This is a genomic window from Gluconobacter morbifer G707 (assembly GCF_000234355.1).
GTDB classification, from domain to species: Bacteria; Pseudomonadota; Alphaproteobacteria; order Acetobacterales; family Acetobacteraceae; genus Gluconobacter; species Gluconobacter morbifer.
In genome coordinates this window covers 405,247-420,958 of record NZ_AGQV01000001.1, presented here as the reverse complement: position 1 = coordinate 420,958, position 15,712 = coordinate 405,247, and the positions used below count along the sequence as shown (strand labels likewise).

Annotated in this window: 16 protein-coding genes; 6 read left to right on the top strand and 10 right to left on the bottom strand. The window is 61.3% G+C overall.

Features of this window, described 5'->3' with window-relative positions; all coding sequences use genetic code 11:
• Positions 1–35: 35 nt before the first annotated feature.
• The 8 genes from GMO_RS01880 to tkt all read right to left on the bottom strand — a co-directional run bounded on the left by GMO_RS01880 (position 36) and on the right by tkt (position 9,368).
• Positions 36–521, bottom strand: a complete 486-nt coding sequence (locus GMO_RS01880) for a YaiI/YqxD family protein (RefSeq protein WP_008850553.1) — start codon at positions 519–521, stop codon at positions 36–38.
• Positions 518–1,063, bottom strand: a complete 546-nt coding sequence (locus GMO_RS01875; RefSeq protein WP_040507354.1) for a gluconokinase — start codon at positions 1,061–1,063, stop codon at positions 518–520. The genes GMO_RS01880 and GMO_RS01875 overlap by 4 nt, the downstream gene beginning before the upstream one ends.
• Positions 1,051–1,746, bottom strand: coding sequence for a ribose 5-phosphate isomerase A (gene rpiA, locus GMO_RS01870; protein WP_008850551.1), 696 nt, complete (start codon positions 1,744–1,746; stop codon positions 1,051–1,053). The genes GMO_RS01875 and rpiA overlap by 13 nt, the downstream gene beginning before the upstream one ends.
• Positions 1,743–2,483 carry a 6-phosphogluconolactonase gene (pgl, locus tag GMO_RS01865; RefSeq protein ID WP_008850550.1) on the bottom strand — a complete coding sequence of 247 codons (741 nt, stop codon included), beginning with the start codon at positions 2,481–2,483 and terminating at the stop codon, positions 1,743–1,745. The genes rpiA and pgl overlap by 4 nt, the downstream gene beginning before the upstream one ends.
• The gene (locus tag GMO_RS01860; protein ID WP_040507353.1) at positions 2,480–3,340 is read right to left on the bottom strand and encodes a Cof-type HAD-IIB family hydrolase; all 861 of its coding nucleotides are present in this window, start codon (positions 3,338–3,340) and stop codon (positions 2,480–2,482) included. The genes pgl and GMO_RS01860 overlap by 4 nt, the downstream gene beginning before the upstream one ends.
• A gap of 84 nt (positions 3,341–3,424) precedes the next feature.
• Positions 3,425–4,423, bottom strand: coding sequence for a phosphogluconate dehydrogenase (NAD(+)-dependent, decarboxylating) (gnd, locus tag GMO_RS01855; RefSeq protein ID WP_008850548.1), 999 nt, complete (start codon positions 4,421–4,423; stop codon positions 3,425–3,427).
• A 3-nt stretch (positions 4,424–4,426) separates the two neighbouring features.
• Positions 4,427–7,297, bottom strand: a complete 2,871-nt coding sequence (locus GMO_RS01850; RefSeq protein ID WP_008850547.1) for a bifunctional transaldolase/phosoglucose isomerase — start codon at positions 7,295–7,297, stop codon at positions 4,427–4,429.
• Between the two features lie 13 nt (positions 7,298–7,310).
• Positions 7,311–9,368, bottom strand: a complete 2,058-nt coding sequence (tkt, locus tag GMO_RS01845; RefSeq protein WP_040507352.1) for a transketolase — start codon at positions 9,366–9,368, stop codon at positions 7,311–7,313.
• A 138-nt stretch (positions 9,369–9,506) separates the two neighbouring features.
• Between tkt and GMO_RS01840 the strand changes: the two genes are divergently transcribed.
• The 4 genes from GMO_RS01840 to GMO_RS01825 all read left to right on the top strand — a co-directional run bounded on the left by GMO_RS01840 (position 9,507) and on the right by GMO_RS01825 (position 12,535).
• Complete coding sequence (locus GMO_RS01840; protein ID WP_008850545.1) at positions 9,507–10,505, top strand: MBL fold metallo-hydrolase; 999 nt, start codon at positions 9,507–9,509, stop codon at positions 10,503–10,505.
• A gap of 45 nt (positions 10,506–10,550) precedes the next feature.
• Complete coding sequence (locus tag GMO_RS01835; protein WP_008850544.1) at positions 10,551–11,042, top strand: ankyrin repeat domain-containing protein; 492 nt, start codon at positions 10,551–10,553, stop codon at positions 11,040–11,042.
• Positions 11,039–12,106: a pyridoxal phosphate-dependent aminotransferase gene (locus GMO_RS01830; RefSeq protein WP_008850543.1), complete on the top strand. Its 1,068-nt coding sequence runs from the start codon at positions 11,039–11,041 to the stop codon at positions 12,104–12,106. The genes GMO_RS01835 and GMO_RS01830 overlap by 4 nt, the downstream gene beginning before the upstream one ends.
• 150 nt (positions 12,107–12,256) lie before the next feature.
• Entirely contained in the window at positions 12,257–12,535 is a 279-nt protein-coding gene (locus GMO_RS01825) for a hypothetical protein (RefSeq protein ID WP_008850542.1), read from the top strand.
• Between the two features lie 60 nt (positions 12,536–12,595).
• Here the strand turns inward: GMO_RS01825 and GMO_RS01820 are convergent, their stop codons facing one another.
• Complete coding sequence (locus GMO_RS01820; protein WP_008850541.1) at positions 12,596–13,408, bottom strand: glycosyltransferase family protein; 813 nt, start codon at positions 13,406–13,408, stop codon at positions 12,596–12,598.
• A gap of 27 nt (positions 13,409–13,435) precedes the next feature.
• Positions 13,436–13,894 (bottom strand): hypothetical protein, encoded by a 459-nt coding sequence (locus GMO_RS14600; protein ID WP_008850539.1) that lies wholly within the window; start codon positions 13,892–13,894, stop codon positions 13,436–13,438.
• Between GMO_RS14600 and GMO_RS01810 the strand changes: the two genes are divergently transcribed.
• The gene (locus GMO_RS01810; protein WP_008850540.1) at positions 13,882–15,129 is read left to right on the top strand and encodes an aminopeptidase; all 1,248 of its coding nucleotides are present in this window, start codon (positions 13,882–13,884) and stop codon (positions 15,127–15,129) included. The genes GMO_RS14600 and GMO_RS01810 overlap by 13 nt on opposite strands.
• The gene (locus tag GMO_RS01805; RefSeq protein ID WP_008850538.1) at positions 15,114–15,680 is read left to right on the top strand and encodes a hypothetical protein; all 567 of its coding nucleotides are present in this window, start codon (positions 15,114–15,116) and stop codon (positions 15,678–15,680) included. Before GMO_RS01810 ends, GMO_RS01805 begins: the two co-directional genes overlap by 16 nt.
• Positions 15,681–15,712 lie beyond the last annotated feature (32 nt).

The window sequence follows — 15,712 nt, the reverse complement described above, 5'->3', positions numbered from 1 at the left end:
AGGCCCTGTGGATGATTTCTGAAGAACGGGGGAGGTTATCGCTCTGACATGGCAGATAACGCAGCTTTCCTGCGGATTCGCACGATAAGCGTATCCAGCGTGGACAGAAAGCGGCTGCGGTCGGCTTTTCCGAAAGACGGATTATGGGTCGTGATGCCGCCCGTTTCGCGCAGGTCATGCATCAGATCCCGCATGGCCGAGACCATTCCCACGGACCGCTCGTCGATTTCCTCCCCGTTCGGGCGCAGGACCGATGTCCCATGCTCCAGACAGCGGACAGCCAGCGGCACATCATTCGTGACAACGATGTCAGACGCCGTACTGTTATCGGCGATCCAGTGATCCGCCTCGTCCATGCCATCCGGCACGACAACCCGATCGATCAGCGGGGACTGAGGCACATTCAGCCAGCGGTTCGCCACCACCAGGGTGCGCAGGCCATACCGGCCTGCGACACGATAGACTTCATCCTTGACCGGACAGGCATCCGCATCGACCAGAACCCGGACCTCAGCGGTCACGCCTTGCCCCGGAAGCACTTCACCAGTTCGTCCAGCACGATATCCGGGTGTTTTTCTCCACTGACACGGATCACCGGCTCATCGTCTGTCGGCTCCTCCAGCGTCGCAAGCTGGCTGGGCAGCAGGCTGGCCGGCATGAAATGCCCCGCCCGGTGTTCCAGCCGCTCGGTCAGCGCCGTGGGAGACGTCCGGATATGAACGAATTCGACCGGCAGGTTGTCCGACAGGAGCTGACGGTAGGACTTCTTGAGTGCCGAACAGGTTAGAATGGCGCCCTGTCCGGCTTTCACCTGTGCCTCAAGCCAGTCATGACACAGCTTGAGCCATGGCGCGCGATCCTCATCGGTCAGAGGATGACCTGCGCTCATCTTGGCGACATTGGCTGGCGGATGCAGCGCGTCCCCTTCCTGAAAATGCCATCCCAGACGCGTTGCCAGACCGGTTGCGATCGTGGTCTTTCCAGTGCCCGAAACACCCATGACCACCAGATAACGCGGCTGAAGGCCAATCTGACCCTCGGGTACGCAGCTTACGGTTCCCATCGCTCAATTCCCTGTTCCGTCGCCACAAGCACTTCGGAGGCCATGTTCAGGAACATGCCGTGCTCGACCACTCCGACGATCGCATCGATTTTCCGGGCCAGTGCTTCCGGGTCCTCGATGGGACCAAAATGACAGTCCAGAACCATATTCCCGTTGTCACTGACAAACAGGCCTCCATTCCGGTCCTGACGGGGCTTCACGCCGCGTGCCCCGCAGGATGCGAGATACTCTGCCGTGCATTCCCAACCGAACGGAATCACTTCCACGGGAACTGGTGCCCGCTCACCGAGCAGGTCAACCGGCTTGCGTCCGTCCACAATCACCACGAATTTCCGCGCTGCCGTCGCCACGATCTTCTCGCGCAGCAGGGCACCGCCCAGCCCCTTCACAAGATGAAGTGAACCACGCTGCACTTCATCCGCACCATCAATCGCCAGATCGATCCGGCGATGCGCCGCGAAATCCGTCAGCGGAATCCCGGCATGAACGGCCTTGTCCTCACTGTCATCGGAAGTCGGAATTCCGACGATCTCCAGCCCTTCTTCACGGATACGCTCCCCGAGACGTTCGATCATGAAGGCGGCAGTGCTGCCCGTACCAATTCCCACGACCATCCCGCTCTTCACCATATCCGCCGCGCGGCGGGCAGCGGTCTTCTTGTGAACGTCCATCGGGTCGGTCATGCGTTTTCTCCCATAGCGGCACGATCCGCGAGAATGATGATCCGGCCGTCACTTTCCACATGCGCTGACGGCAGGGCCGGATCACCCTTCCGCAGTCGGTGCAGCATTTCCACCTTGGACGCCCCGGTCACGAGAAACACCACCAGCGCGCTTGACCGGATGGCCGGATAGGTCAGGGTGACGCGCTCATGCGGCGCGGTCTGCGGCGCGGCCGTCCCCACCCAGGCTTTCGTTTCCTTCAGGACTGGCTGGCCAGGAAACAGGGAGGCCGTATGGCCATCCGTGCCGAGGCCTAGCATGACCAGATCGAACAGAGGACGCTTCGGGTCCAGTGTCGTGGCGCCATACGCCACCTGAAGTATCTTTTCGTAGGCCTGCGCGTCTTCGGCGACTGTTCCCCCAGTCGGAATGGGATGCACATTGGCCGCCGGAACCGGCACACGGGAGATCAGCGTGGCGTGACCGACCGTATGGTTGCTGTCTGCATGGCCTTCCGGCACATGGCGTTCATCACCATAAAAGATCTCGATCCGGTCCCAGGGCAGCTTCGCGGCCAGTGCCGGCGCAGCCAGCAGCTCGAACAGGCGTTTGGGCGTCGATCCACCCGACAGCGCCACACGGAATTTTCCTTCCGTCTTGGCCAGAACCCCGTCAACCAGAAGATCGGCCATCCGCAGGGCGACGGCTTCAGAATCAGGAAGCGTTTCCAGCGTGGCGTGTCGGATATCTGTGGTCATGGCTTTTCAACCCTCGGAAGAATGTAACGTTCGACAGCTCTGGCCCAGCCATCGCGCTCATTGGTGTCAGTGGTCACCTGTGCGGCGGCCTTCACATCGTCCTCGGCCTGCCCCATGGCGATGGTTAACCCTGCCACGCGGAACATTGGCAGATCGTTATGGGCATCGCCAAGACAAGCAACCTCATGCGGCTGGACGCCATGCGCTGCCGCCAGTTCACGCACGGCCTCGCCCTTGTTGGCCAGCGCCGGCGTGATGTCGAGCAGCATTTCCGAAGACCGGCGCACGCTGGCTTCTCCGCCGAGCATAGAGGACAGTTCGGTCTCGACATCCTGTAGCAGGTCATAGTTGTTGCTCACGCCCATGACCTTGCCAATGCCATCGAAATGCTGCCTGAGATCCGCGACCTGATGGGGTTGCAGCCCCGTGATGCGGCGCTCGTTTTCGACGAAGGGTGACGCGGCATCCAGCACCAGCCACTCGGACTGCCGCAGGAACCAGGTCTCGATCCCATGAACATGCAGCATGTCGCACACGACCGAAAGCACGTCGGGAGAAAGGATGCGACTGACGGTCGCAGTGCCGTCTGGCGAGAAAATGATGCCTCCGTTGAATCCGGCATTCTGTCCGGTCAGACCAAGCTGGTCGATATAGCGGATCATGGCGGCGGGAGGACGGGCGCTGGCGAGGCAGAGCGGAATTCCCCGCTCCTGCAAGGCTTTCGCCATGGCCAGCGTGGCGGGCGTCATTGTCTTGTCAGGCGTCAGGAGAGTGCCGTCCATATCGGACACAACCATCCGGATCTGATCCGGTAAAGATGGAAGAGCCGCGTGGATTGTATCGAGATCAACGGACATGAAAGCCCCTGTCATTCGGCTGCGGGTGAGAAGGGGAGCGGAGCATAACGCGTCCCTCTCCCCTTGCCCATTGGCAGCCGCGGCTTATTTCTTCTCGACGTGTCCGCCGAAACCGAAACGCTGGGCCGAAAGGACTTTCTCGGCAAAATTGTTACCCGAACGGGAACGGAAGCGCGTGAACAGGGCAGCCGTCATGACAGGCGCCGGCACGTCTTCCTCGATGGCGGCTTCAATGGTCCAGCGTCCTTCGCCGGAATCCGCCACTTCACCCGAAAACTCGTTCAGTTCGCCAGACCGGGCCAGAGCTTCCGCCGTCAGGTCAAGCAGCCAGGATGACACCACGCTGCCACGACGCCAGACTTCGGCGATGTCGGCCATGTTCAGGTTGAAACGGTCTCCCTCGGCCAGAACCGGGGAGTTCTTGCTTTTCATGATGTCGAAGCCTTCCGCGAAGGCCTGCATCATGCCGTATTCGATACCGTTATGGATCATCTTTACGAAATGGCCTGATCCCGCCGGCCCACAATGCAGATAGCCCTGCTCGGCGCGCAGATCGAGGCCCGGCTTGTCACGGTTCGGCGTGACCGGCACATCTCCCTTGCCCGGCGCCAGCGCCCCAAGGATCGGATCAATGTAATCCGCGGCGGCCTTCGTGCCGCCATACATCATGCAATAGCCGCGATCGAGGCCCCACACGCCACCGGAGGTTCCGACATCCACATAGTCGATGCCCTTCTCCGCCAGTGTCTTGGCGCGACGCATATCGTCCTTGTAATAGCTGTTGCCACCATCGATGATGATGTCACCCTTGCCCAGAAGGCCGCCCAGTTCCTTGACGCAGGCTTCGGTAATGGCGCCCGCCGGAAGCATGACCCACACCACGCGGTGCTCGTCCCCTTCAAGCTTCTGCACCAGTTCGCTCACGCTGGCAGCGCCGGTGGCACGTCCACCTTCCGCGCGTTTTACGATGGAAGCCGTCACTTCCGCCGTGCGGTCGTGTACGACGACATCATGGCCGTGGCGTGTCAGACGGACGGCAATATTGCCGCCCATCCGTCCCAGTCCGATAATACCGATGCGCATGGATTATTCTCCTGCAACCGCTTTATGGATTGCCGTTGCGAGAGATTTCAGCCCCTCGGCCAGCGGCCCATCAATATGAACCCGCAGCGCACGACGCCCGCGGGCAGCCAGAACCTCGAAATCGCCCCGTGCCTGTGCCGCTTTCACGACACTGAAGCTGTAGCCATGCCCCGGAACCGGAACATCAGCCGCATCCGTCGCGGTGACCTGGAGGAAAACACCGCTGTCAGGTCCACCCTTGTAAGCCTGCCCAGTGGAGTGCAGGAACCGCGGGCCGAATTCTGCCGCCGTGGCGACCTTCAGCGCATCCCGAAGTTCCATGCGAACGGCCTGCGCCCAGTCGCGGGTCTTGCTGTCACGCTCGATATACGCCAGCAGACCGACATAATCGCCCGGCTTCACCTGACCGAACAGCTTCTTCAGGATGGCAACAGCATCACCACCTTCCAGAGCCTTCGCGTTCTTCTCATCCGCGTAGAACGACAGGCTGCCATCCTTCGCGAAAGGCGTTTCCGCCGGCAGTGATCCCTTCTCCGCGTAAGCCGAGGTCAGCTTGCGGGTCTCGACCTTGCTGAACTCCACATCCGGCTGGTCGAACGGATCGATCCCCAGAACCGCTCCGGCAACCGCCGTGGCGAATTCGAAGAGGAAGAACGCCTGTCCAAGCTGTGCCGGCTCCGCAAGACGCACGGTGATGACAGGTGCTCCGGCTTCACGCAGCGCACCCAACCGGCTGTCCGGCATGTCGTCACCCAGCAGAAGATCCACGAAGACGCGGTCCTTGCCGTAAACGGAGGGAGCGCCCAGTTCCTCTTCATCGATCGGCACAAGGCCGATGCCCTTCTTGCCGGTACTTTCGGCAATGAGCTGCTCAAGCCAGGCTCCGAAAGAGGCGATCCCCTCGGATGCCACGATCGTCACCTTGTCACGCCCGAAGCACTTCGCCGCATGTCCCAAGATCAGCCCGATCGTCGCACCCGGATTGGCGGCTGGCGGTACGCTGCCGTCACAGGATTCCACAAGCAGCTGCGTTACTTTCAGGAACTTGCGGACATCCAGTCCAGCCGCAGCTGCCGGAACAAGCCCGAAATTGGACAGGACCGAGAAACGGCCACCAATCTTCGGATCACCGAAGAATGTCCGCCAGAACTTGTTCTCCTCGGCAACCTTCTGCATGTGCGAGCCGGGATCAGTAATGGCGATGAAGTTTTCGCCCGGATGCTTGCCAAGAGCCTGGCCTGCCACGTCCCAGAAATGGGCGAAGAGGATGTTCGGCTCCAGCGTCCCGCCGGATTTGCTGGCGACAATGAACAGCGTTTTCTTGAGGTCAACGGCATTCTTGAACGTCGTCACCTGCTGCGGATCGGTGCTGTCCAGCACATGCAGCTTCGGCCAGCCCTTCTGCTGCCCGAACGTCTCGGCCAGAACCTCCGGACCAAGGCTCGATCCACCCATACCGAGCAGCAGGATGTCCGTGAAACCGCGGGTACGGACATCACGGGCCAGAACCTCCAGCTCGTCGATATGCCACAGGCGGTCCTGAACAATGTTCAGCCAGTTCAGCCATCCGGCTTCCGGGCCATTTGTCCAGACGGACGGATCTTTCTTCCAGATCCGGCGCAGAATACCACTGACACTCCATTCCTTCTCGGCCGCCGCCACGTCATCGCGGATTTCAGCGGGAAGATCTGCACTGAAACGCAGCAGACGGTCTCCAAGAACGGCTTCACGCTTCGTGGCAACAGCTGTCAGCAGTTCATCGAAGGCCACGCAGAACGACGCGCAGCCCTCCTTGACCAGCTTCGCCGTCACGCCATCCAGATCCAGCGAAAGACGCTCGACCTCAGCCATGACATGCCGGGCTTCGTCCACGTTCTCCGTCAGACTCTCGCGGAGCTTGCCGTGATCGCGGAAGGCATCAAACGTTGCCGGCGGGATTGTGTTGACCGTTTCAGGGCCAATCAGTTCCTCGACATACAGGACGTCGGAATAGGCCTTGTCCTTCGTTCCCGTACTGGCCCACAGCAGACGCTGCGGGTTGGCGCCCTTGGCGGCCAGCGCTTTCCAGCGCGGCGTGTTTTTAACTTCCAGATAGTACTGGTAGGCCATCTTGGCGTTGGCGATGGCCACCTTGCCGCGCAGTGCCTTCAGCGCCGCGGATTCCGGGTCTCCCGCCTTCACGCGGCGGTCGATCTCGGCATCGACCTTGCCGTCGATCCGGCTGACGAAGAAGGATGCAACACTGGCCAGGCGGGAAATGTCCTCACCACGGCCCACGCGGGCTTCCAGACCGGAAATATAGGCTTCCAGAACCGCCTTGTACGCATCCAGCGAGAACAGGAGCGTGACGTTGATGTTGATTCCATCCGCAATGGCTTCACGGATGGCGCTGCATCCTTCCGTCGTCCCCGGGATCTTCACCATCAGGTTCTCGCGGCTGACCGTCTTCCACAGACGGCGCGCCTCGGTGATGGTGCCATGCGGGTCGAACGCCAGGTAAGGCGAGACCTCAAGGCTCACATATCCGTCCAGACCTTTCGTCTTCTGAAAGACCGGATGCAGGACGCCGCAGGCAGCGCGGATGTCATCAACTGCGAGATGTTCGTACAGATCTCCGGGGGAAAGTCCTTCCCCCTCTAGGAGCTTGCGGATCTGCGGATCGTATTCCGTTCCGTGACCGATGGCCTTCTCGAAGATGGCCGGGTTGGAGGTGACGCCCCGCAGGCCATCCTCCTCCACCAGCTTCTTCAGACTGCCATCTTCCGTGAAGCTGCGCTGGATAAAATCCAGCCAGGGAGACTGGCCGAATTTCTCAAGATCCCTGAGAACGCTGCCAACCTCATCAAGGCTGGTGTTGGAAATGGTATCCGCCATTATCGTTCTCCCATTATTTTCCGCGGGCGGACTGGCGCTTGGCCGCGTCGTAAACCGCCTCAGGTGTGAAGCCGAATTTCGTCAGCAGGGCAGAAGCCGGAGCCGACGCACCGAAAGAGTTCATGGCGATGATCGAGCCGCCAAGGCCGACATACCGGTCCCAGCCAAAGGCCGCGGCCTGCTCAACCGCTACACGGCCGATCACATCCGGCGGCAGAACGGAATCCCGGTATTCCTGGCTCTGCTCTTCAAAGAGGTCGAAGCTCGGCATTGAGACCACGCGGGCCTTGATGCCTTCCTCCGTCAGCTTCTCGTATGCCGCCACGATGAGAGACACTTCCGAACCCGTCGCCATCAGGATCACGTCCGGCTTGCCCTCACAGCTCGCCAGCACGTAGGCACCCTTTGCCAGACCGGAGGCCGCCGCATATTTCGTACGGTCGATCGTCGGGAGATTCTGGCGGCTGAGCACGAGCACGGCCGGCTTGTGCGTCATGGGAATGAGCGTACGCCACGCCTCGGCCACCTCATTGGCGTCGGACGGGCGGATCGTCATGAGGCCTGGGGTCGCGCGGAGCTGTGCCAGCTGCTCGATCGGCTGATGTGTCGGTCCGTCTTCGCCCACGCCGATGGAATCATGCGTGAAGATATACAGGACAGGCAGTTCCATGATGGCCGACAGACGGATCGGCGCCTTCATGTAATCCGAGAAGATCAGGAAGCCCGAACCGTAGGCCCGGATACCGGACAGCGCGATACCGTTGCAGATCGAACCCATGGCATGTTCACGAACGCCGAAATGCAGGTTGCGACCACCATAGGTGCCGCTCCATTTCTCGGGCTGGAACGAACCGCCACCCTTGATATCCGTCTTCGTGGACGGCGTCAGGTCAGCGGAGCCACCGATCATCCACGGCAGGTTCTTGGCAACGGCATTCAGCACCTGACCCGAACTGGCGCGGGACGCGATGCCCTTGGCATCAGCTTCGAAGATCGGAATGTCCTTGTCCCAGCCCTCCGGCAGACGGTGCTCCAGAATGGCGTCGATTTCGGCTGCAAGATCAGGATGCGCCGCCCGATAGGCAGAGAACAGCTCACGCCATTCCGCATGCGCTTCCGCGCCGCGCTTGCCCAGACCTTCGGCAAAGTGCTCTTTCACGCCATCCGGAACGTAGAAATCCGGTGCGTCTTCAGGCCAGCCATAAGCCTTCTTCGCACCCTTGATCTCCTCAGCACCCAAAGGCTCACCATGAGCGGAAGCCGTTCCGGCCTTCTTGGGCGCGCCATAACCGATGACCGTTTTGAGGACGATCATGCTCGGACGGTCCGTAACGGAATGGGCGACTTCCAGTGCCTTTATGATGGCCTGGACGTCATTGGCATCATCCAGAACCTGGACATGCCAGTTATAGGCCTCGAAGCGCCCGGCCACGTTCTCGGTGAAGGCGAGGTCGGTGGAGCCTTCGATCGAAATCTGGTTGGAATCATAGATCCAGGTCAGGTTCCCCAGCCCCAGATGGCCAGCCGTGGACGCCGCTTCGGACGACACGCCTTCCATCATGTCGCCATCCCCACAGAACACCGTCACATGGTAATCAAACAGCTTGAAGCCCGGGCGGTCGTAATGTGTGGACAGCCATTTCTGTGCGATGGCCATACCCACGGAGTTGCCGCAACCCTGCCCCAGCGGCCCCGTCGTCGTTTCGATACCCGAGGTAAAACGGTATTCCGGATGACCCGGCGTGCGGGAGTCCAGCTGACGGAATTTCTGAAGATCCTCGACCGTCAGGGCGGGCCGGTCCACGGCGCTGCCGTTTTCCACATCCTTCACACCCGTTAGGAACAGGGTGGAATAGAGCAGCATGGACGCATGACCGACGGAGAGGACGAAACGGTCCCGGGCTGGCCAGAGAGGATCGGCCGGATCATACTTCAGATCATGCTGCCAGACGGCATACATTGCGGGCGCAAGGGCCATGGCCGTTCCCGGATGACCGGAATTGGCACGTTCAACGCCTTCCATCGAAAGGGTACGGATCGTATTGATGGCAAGTTCGGGAAGCGTACTCATCGGAATGGGGTCTCCGGCTTGTGACGAACGGGGGAGCAGACTTGTGATTTCCCCCGTACCTTCTGCAGCCCCGGCATGACGCGAAGTCACGCCGGAAGCAATGGCTTATCGGTAAACCATATTGTGAAACACGCGCTTGTGCTTGATGACAACCCGCCGCACCACGACGGCCGTCGCTACTTCAACCCGCCCGCCTGGCGACCGGATGCCAGTCTTCCCGGCCGCACACCGGCCCAGCGCCGCGCGAACCTCCTGCGCTGGATGCTCGGCCTGCGCTGGCCGGACGCGCTGCCGCCCCAGCCGGTCTTCAGCCTCCCGGAACCGAAGCCGGAAGAATGCATTGCAACGTTCATCGGTCATGCGACCGTCCTGCTCCAGTTTGGTCGTGCGGGGCGTGCACCGCTCCGTATCATAACGGACCCGGTGTTTTCGGAACGCTGCTCCCCCTTCCGCAGTTTCGGCCCCCGTCGTGTGCGGCCGCCTGGCATCCTGCTCCAGACCCTCCCCCGCATCGACATCGTACTCGTCTCGCACTGCCATTACGGCCACATGGATTTCCCGTCCCTGCGCGCCCTCGCCAGACGGGACGATCCCCTTTGCATCACCCTCTCCGGCAACCGGCGCCATCTTGAAAAAACCAGCCTGGCCCGCATCATTGAACTGGACTGGTGGGACAGAACGGAAACGGACAGTGCCCGCATCACGGCGACACCCGCCCTGCACGGAAGCGCACGCACCCCCTTCGACACCAACCGCGCCCTGTGGGGTGGCTTCGTAGTCGAGACAGAAGGCCAGACAGTCTTCTTCGCGGGCGACACCGCCTGGGGCAGACATTTTGATGCCATTCACCGCCGCTGGCCCGTCATGGACCTCGCCATTCTCCCGATCGGCGCCTATGCCCCCCGCGAGATCATGCGCCGCGTTCACATGTGCCCTGAAGAAGCCCTGATGGCATTCGACACCCTTCAGGCATCCACGGGCCTGCCCATCCATTTCGGGACGTTCCAGCTAACCGACGAAGCCATCCTCGAGCCTCCGTCCCGGCTGAAGATCGCCATGCACGGCCATGCCCGGACTTTCGCTCCCCTGCGGAACGGCGAAAGCATCACCCTTCCGCCCGCACCAGCAAGAAGCTAGTCTTCCGTCATTGCTATTTTTCTCTCCCCTTTCGCGGAAAGCATCATGAGCGCCCAAACCGTCAATTTTACATCCGATCAGATTACTGCCCTTTTCATCGATGCCGCCCGCGAAGGTGACACGGACCTCCTGACCCAGTTCCTCGACGCCGGCATGGCGATCGACACCCCAGACAGCCGGGGCTACACCGCTCTGATCGTCGCGACCTATAACGGACACATCGAGGCCACGCGTCTTCTCCTCGAACGGGGCGCGAATACGGAAGCCACGGATCTCAAGGGCGCGACCGCCCTCTCCGGCGTGGCGTTCAAGGGCCTGACTGACATCGCGACCCTCCTGATCGCCCATGGCGCACAGGTCGATCATGCCAACCATGCCGGGCGCACACCGCTGATGTTTGCCATCATGTTCAACCGCGAAGATATGGCGAAGCAGCTTCTCGCCGCCGGTGCCAATCCTGACATGAAGGACGCGGACAGCGTCTCGGCGCGCGATCTCGCCACCCGTCAGCACATGCCAGGGCTCTTTTCTGCATGAGCCGCTTCTGGAACCGTCGTGTTCAGGATCTTCACCCCTACATCCCGGGCGAACAGCCTCGGATTGCGAATCTCCTGAAGCTCAATACGAACGAATCTCCCTACGCTCCCAGCCCTAACGTTCTTCAGGCCATCCGCGACAGCGCGAATGATGATCTGCGGCTCTATCCGGACCCGACAGCCATGGACCTGCGCACCGCCATCGCGGAGCGCTTCGGGACGTCTGCTGCGCATGTTTTCGTCGGAAACGGCTCGGATGAAGTGCTGGCCCATGCTTTCCGTGCCCTGTTCCATGATGACGAACCGGTCCTGTATTCAGACGTCACTTATGGGTTCTATCCCGTTTACTGTAGCCTCTTCGATCAGCCTTTCCGCTTCATTCCGCTGAATGACCGCTTTGAGATCGAAATCGACGATTATGACGGTCCCTGCGGCGGCATTGTCATCGCCAATCCGAACGCCAATACCGGCATCGCTCTTCCTCTCGCGAAGATCGAAACGCTGCTTAAGCGTCACCCGGACCGCACTGTCATCATCGACGAGGCCTATGTGGATTTTGGTGCCGAGTCGGCCATCGCTCTCACACACCGTCATGACAATCTCCTGGTCGTCCAGACGCTCTCGAAATCCTATGCGCTGGCAGGGCTGCGCGTGGGTTTCGCCATCGGTTCTCTGGAACTGATAGAAGGGCTTGTCCGGGTGAAGGACAGTTTCAATTCTTATCCCCTGTCCCGCCCCGCACAGGCTGGCGCCATCGCCGCCATTCAGGATACGGGCTGGCTGTCAGAAATAACGTCCCGCGTGATCACCAGTCGCGAACGGCTTGTACCTGCTCTGGAAAATCTCGGCTTCCAAGTCCTGCCATCCTGTGCCAATTTCATTCTCATGCGTCATTCGACGCAACCGGCCGGACCTCTTGCCGCCGCCCTGCGCGACCGCTCGATCCTGGTCCGGCATCTTTCCACCCCGCGCATCCAGAACTGGCTGCGCGTGACGATCGGAACCGACGAGGCCTGCACACGCCTGACAGACGCCCTGCAAGATATCCTCGTACCCCGATCCTGAAATCAACCGGGCGGCCCTGAGACCGCCCCATAGTCATGAACCCTTCGGAGGCCAGACGGGTGCAGTCATGCGCCCCATCCCCCCATGCCCGGACCGCCGGTCAGCCTGTGCGGGAGGTTTCCGAAGTGCCATGAAGGATAACCGTAGACCATGCGCGCATTCCACGGACAGATGTCCGACAATCAGCCTATCCGCCGCAACCATTCGGAAAAGGAGAAGCAGCTCCGTGATCTGAAGGAAACCATCGCGACGATGAAGGCACACACCTCTCCGGCCCTGAAGGAGAGCATCCAGAAGCGTATCCGCGAGCTTGAGACCGAACTGCGGGAAGCCGCGCGAGAGAAGGCTGCACGCGCCACCAGCCGCACACCTCGGCAGGAAACCGAGCGTCAGCGGCGCCCGCGCCGCAACACCATCCGGTCCATGTAACCGGAGAACGGGAACCAACGGACGTGACAGGGCACCCGGGAAAATGGTCCGTCAGTAACGTCAGTCGCCCTGACCGGCCTTTTCCCATGCCTCCCCCATGGCGCGCAGGCGGAACGGATGCATTCCATCCGTCTCGCGCACCACATACCAGGCTGAATACTGACCGGTCGGACGCCCTGGTCGTCCCTTCAGCAGATTGAAGACGGACCGGTCAGCGCTCATCTGGCTTTCATCCCCCGGCAGGGGACGGTTCCACAGATCCAGCACCTCCGGAATACGCACGCGGTCGATCATAAGGCAGTTCGGGTCCACGAAACCTCCGAACCGCTCCCGGAAGACACCGCCTCCGATCCCGACGGACTCCCACAGATCCTCACAGATCGGCTTCATCGTCTGCGGATGTATGAACCATCGCCCCGACCAAGCCCAGTCCTCCCCGTCGATGGCCTGCAACAGCGATGAAAGGTGATCGGAAGACCACCAGTTGTCATCATCCAGATAGGCCACGCGCGGCGCATTCGAAAGCTGGCTCAGCACACTGCGCAGTACTCCGCCATCCATGGCACGGCCAAAGCCGCCATGCCGCTGGGAGGTCGAGTATCCCGGCCAGAGAACCTCTACCACCCATCCCGGCGGCCGACTGGCACAGGCCTCCACGATCAGCGCATCCACATCCTCTGGCGCCCCATCTCCGGATGGCAGGCAGTCCACACCGATCATGACCTGCACTCGCAGGTCACCCGTCTGGGCAAAAACGGATCGCAGAGCCCGAACAAGAGTGGGACGGAGAAGGCTGGGCATGACCACGGCGACATCGAACGGGCGCTGGTCAGGCTGCCCTTCATCGGCGAAAACATGAAGTCCGGGTTGCATGGGGCGCAGCGTACCCCCCCTGAACGTTCAAGTCACGCCATGCGTCCGGACATGGAAATCATCCGGCTTGTCGCGAACCCATTCAATGAATGCCGCCAGAACCGGCTCGCGCCGCAATGCTTCGGGTTCGGTCAGCCTGCGTGCCAGCTCAGTCTCGCTGAAATGGGCGTGAATGGTGGCATGGCAGACCTGGTGCAACAGCACCGTCTCACCCTGGCCGCCGCCTTTCAGCTTCGGCTTCAGATGGTGACGGGAAGAACGCGCATGAGACGGGATCGACCGACCGCACAGAACACAGCGCGGCGCCGCTTCCGGCTGCGTTTCTGTCTCCTGCCATTTCCCGGAAGCCCGTCCTCGTCCCATCCCACAGACATGAGAACCGGCGTGCAGCTGCACAAAAGCGGGCTGTACTTGCACTTCCGGACGGCAGCGACCACCATATCCCTCATATTTCCACTGCGAGAGAGACAGACGTGTCCGCTTCATCCTCTTTTACGCATGAACAGCTTCTGGACCGACTGGGTGAAGTCGCCGTCCGCACCGGCCTGAACCTGGCTCACGGGCAGCAGCTCCTAATTACCGCTCCGCTCGAAGCCGCTCCGCTCGTCCGGCGCGTGACCGAACATGCCTACCGCGCCGGCGCCTCCCTCGTGACAACTCTGTACGCCGACGGGGAGGCAACCCTCGCCCGCTATATCCATGCTCCGGATGACGCCTTCGATACGGCGCCCACCTGGCTTGCCGACGGCATGGCCCGGGCCTTCCGCGAAGGCGCGGCCCGCATGGCCATTACGGGCTCCGACCCGACTCTTCTCAAGGGACAGGACCCCGCCCGTATCGCCCGCGCCAACCGCGCCAGCTCGGCGGCAAACCGCCCGGCCATGGAACTCATCACGCAGTTTGCCGTGAACTGGAACATCATCGCCTGCGCCACACCGGCCTGGGCCAGACAGGTCTTTCCAGACCTGTCCGAAGCAGAGGCCCTCGAAGCCCTGTGGAACGGCATTTTCAAATCCTCACGCGTTGATGTGGCTGATCCCGTTGGCGAGTGGAAAGCGCATAACGCACGCCTGCATGCCCGTGCGAAATACATGAATGAAAGCCGCTTTGACGCCCTGCATTTCACTGGCCCCGGCACGGATCTGACGGTCGGGCTCGCGGATGGCCATGCCTGGGCGGGCGGTTCGGAAGAGGCCGGCAACGGAATCGTCTGCAATCCAAACATTCCGACGGAAGAGATCTTCACCACCCCGCATCGCGCCCGCGTTGATGGCCATGTATGCAGCACCAAGCCACTGTTCCATCAGGGCACCCTGATCGACGAGATTTCCGTCCGTTTTGAAGCCGGTCGCATCGTGGAAGCCCATGCCTCGCAAGGCGAGGACGTCCTCAATCGCATCCTCGATACTGACGAAGGTGCGCGCCGCATCGGCGAGGTTGCTCTTGTACCGCACTCTTCTCCGATCTCAGCCAGCGGCATCCTTTATCGCAACACCCTCTTCGATGAGAACGCGTCCAGCCACATCGCCCTCGGACAGGCCTATACGAAATGCCTGTTTGACATCGAGGGCCTGACGCCGGAGCAGCTTCTGGAGCGTGGCGCCAATACATCGCTTATCCACATCGACTGGATGATCGGTTCAGACAGGATCGACCTTGATGGCATCAAGGATGGTCAGAAAACACCGCTGATGCGGGCTGGTGAATGGGTGAAAGCATGATGCAACGTTATGGAAAATCCGGGCTGTACGCCCTCCTGCTCGCCGCAGCTCTCGCGCCGCTCGCAGCGCAGGCCCAAGGATATCAGGGCTATCCCAGCCAGACGCAGGTTGACGGTCAGCCCGGCACGCAGTCATACCCGGCACAGCAGCCCCAGCAACAGCAGCAGCTTTCGCCGCAGGCCCGCGCAGATATCGAACGGGCCATGCATTACACGCTGCCACCGGATTTCATGCCCCGCGCCGCTGCCACGCTGTCCGCGCTTCAGGCCAGCAATATCCAGCCCCCCAATTCGCAGGGCGCAACACTGGAACAGACGATCGCCCGCGTCGGGCAGGTTCCAGGCCTCACCCCGATCCTTCAGCAGCATGGCTTCACACCTGCGACTTTCGTCATGGGTGTGACGGCCTTCGGCATGACACTGGCCGCCAGCAATGGCCAGCAGCTCCCGCAGGGCATGCCCAGCCCCAATCCTGCCAATGTGGCGCTTTTCAAAGCCCATCCCGATCAGGTCAGCGCCCTGATGCAGGCCATGGGCAGCCCGCCACACTGATTCTTTCCCTTTCTGGCACACACGTGCCGGAA

Coding starts and splice junctions, on each gene's coding strand:
- GMO_RS01875 (WP_040507354.1), bottom strand. CDS start 1,063: ATGGGAACCGTAAGCTGCGTACCCGAGGGTCAGATTGGCCTTCAGCCG.
- GMO_RS01860 (WP_040507353.1), bottom strand. CDS start 3,340: ATGTCCGTTGATCTCGATACAATCCACGCGGCTCTTCCATCTTTACCG.
- GMO_RS01835 (WP_008850544.1), top strand. CDS start 10,551: ATGAGCGCCCAAACCGTCAATTTTACATCCGATCAGATTACTGCCCTT.
- tkt (WP_040507352.1), bottom strand. CDS start 9,368: ATGAGTACGCTTCCCGAACTTGCCATCAATACGATCCGTACCCTTTCG.
- pgl (WP_008850550.1), bottom strand. CDS start 2,483: ATGACCACAGATATCCGACACGCCACGCTGGAAACGCTTCCTGATTCT.
- GMO_RS01805 (WP_008850538.1), top strand. CDS start 15,114: ATGGGTGAAAGCATGATGCAACGTTATGGAAAATCCGGGCTGTACGCC.
- GMO_RS01850 (WP_008850547.1), bottom strand. CDS start 7,297: ATGGCGGATACCATTTCCAACACCAGCCTTGATGAGGTTGGCAGCGTT.
- rpiA (WP_008850551.1), bottom strand. CDS start 1,746: ATGACCGACCCGATGGACGTTCACAAGAAGACCGCTGCCCGCCGCGCG.
- GMO_RS14600 (WP_008850539.1), bottom strand. CDS start 13,894: ATGAAGCGGACACGTCTGTCTCTCTCGCAGTGGAAATATGAGGGATAT.
- GMO_RS01825 (WP_008850542.1), top strand. CDS start 12,257: ATGCGCGCATTCCACGGACAGATGTCCGACAATCAGCCTATCCGCCGC.
- gnd (WP_008850548.1), bottom strand. CDS start 4,423: ATGCGCATCGGTATTATCGGACTGGGACGGATGGGCGGCAATATTGCC.
- GMO_RS01820 (WP_008850541.1), bottom strand. CDS start 13,408: ATGCAACCCGGACTTCATGTTTTCGCCGATGAAGGGCAGCCTGACCAG.
- GMO_RS01830 (WP_008850543.1), top strand. CDS start 11,039: ATGAGCCGCTTCTGGAACCGTCGTGTTCAGGATCTTCACCCCTACATC.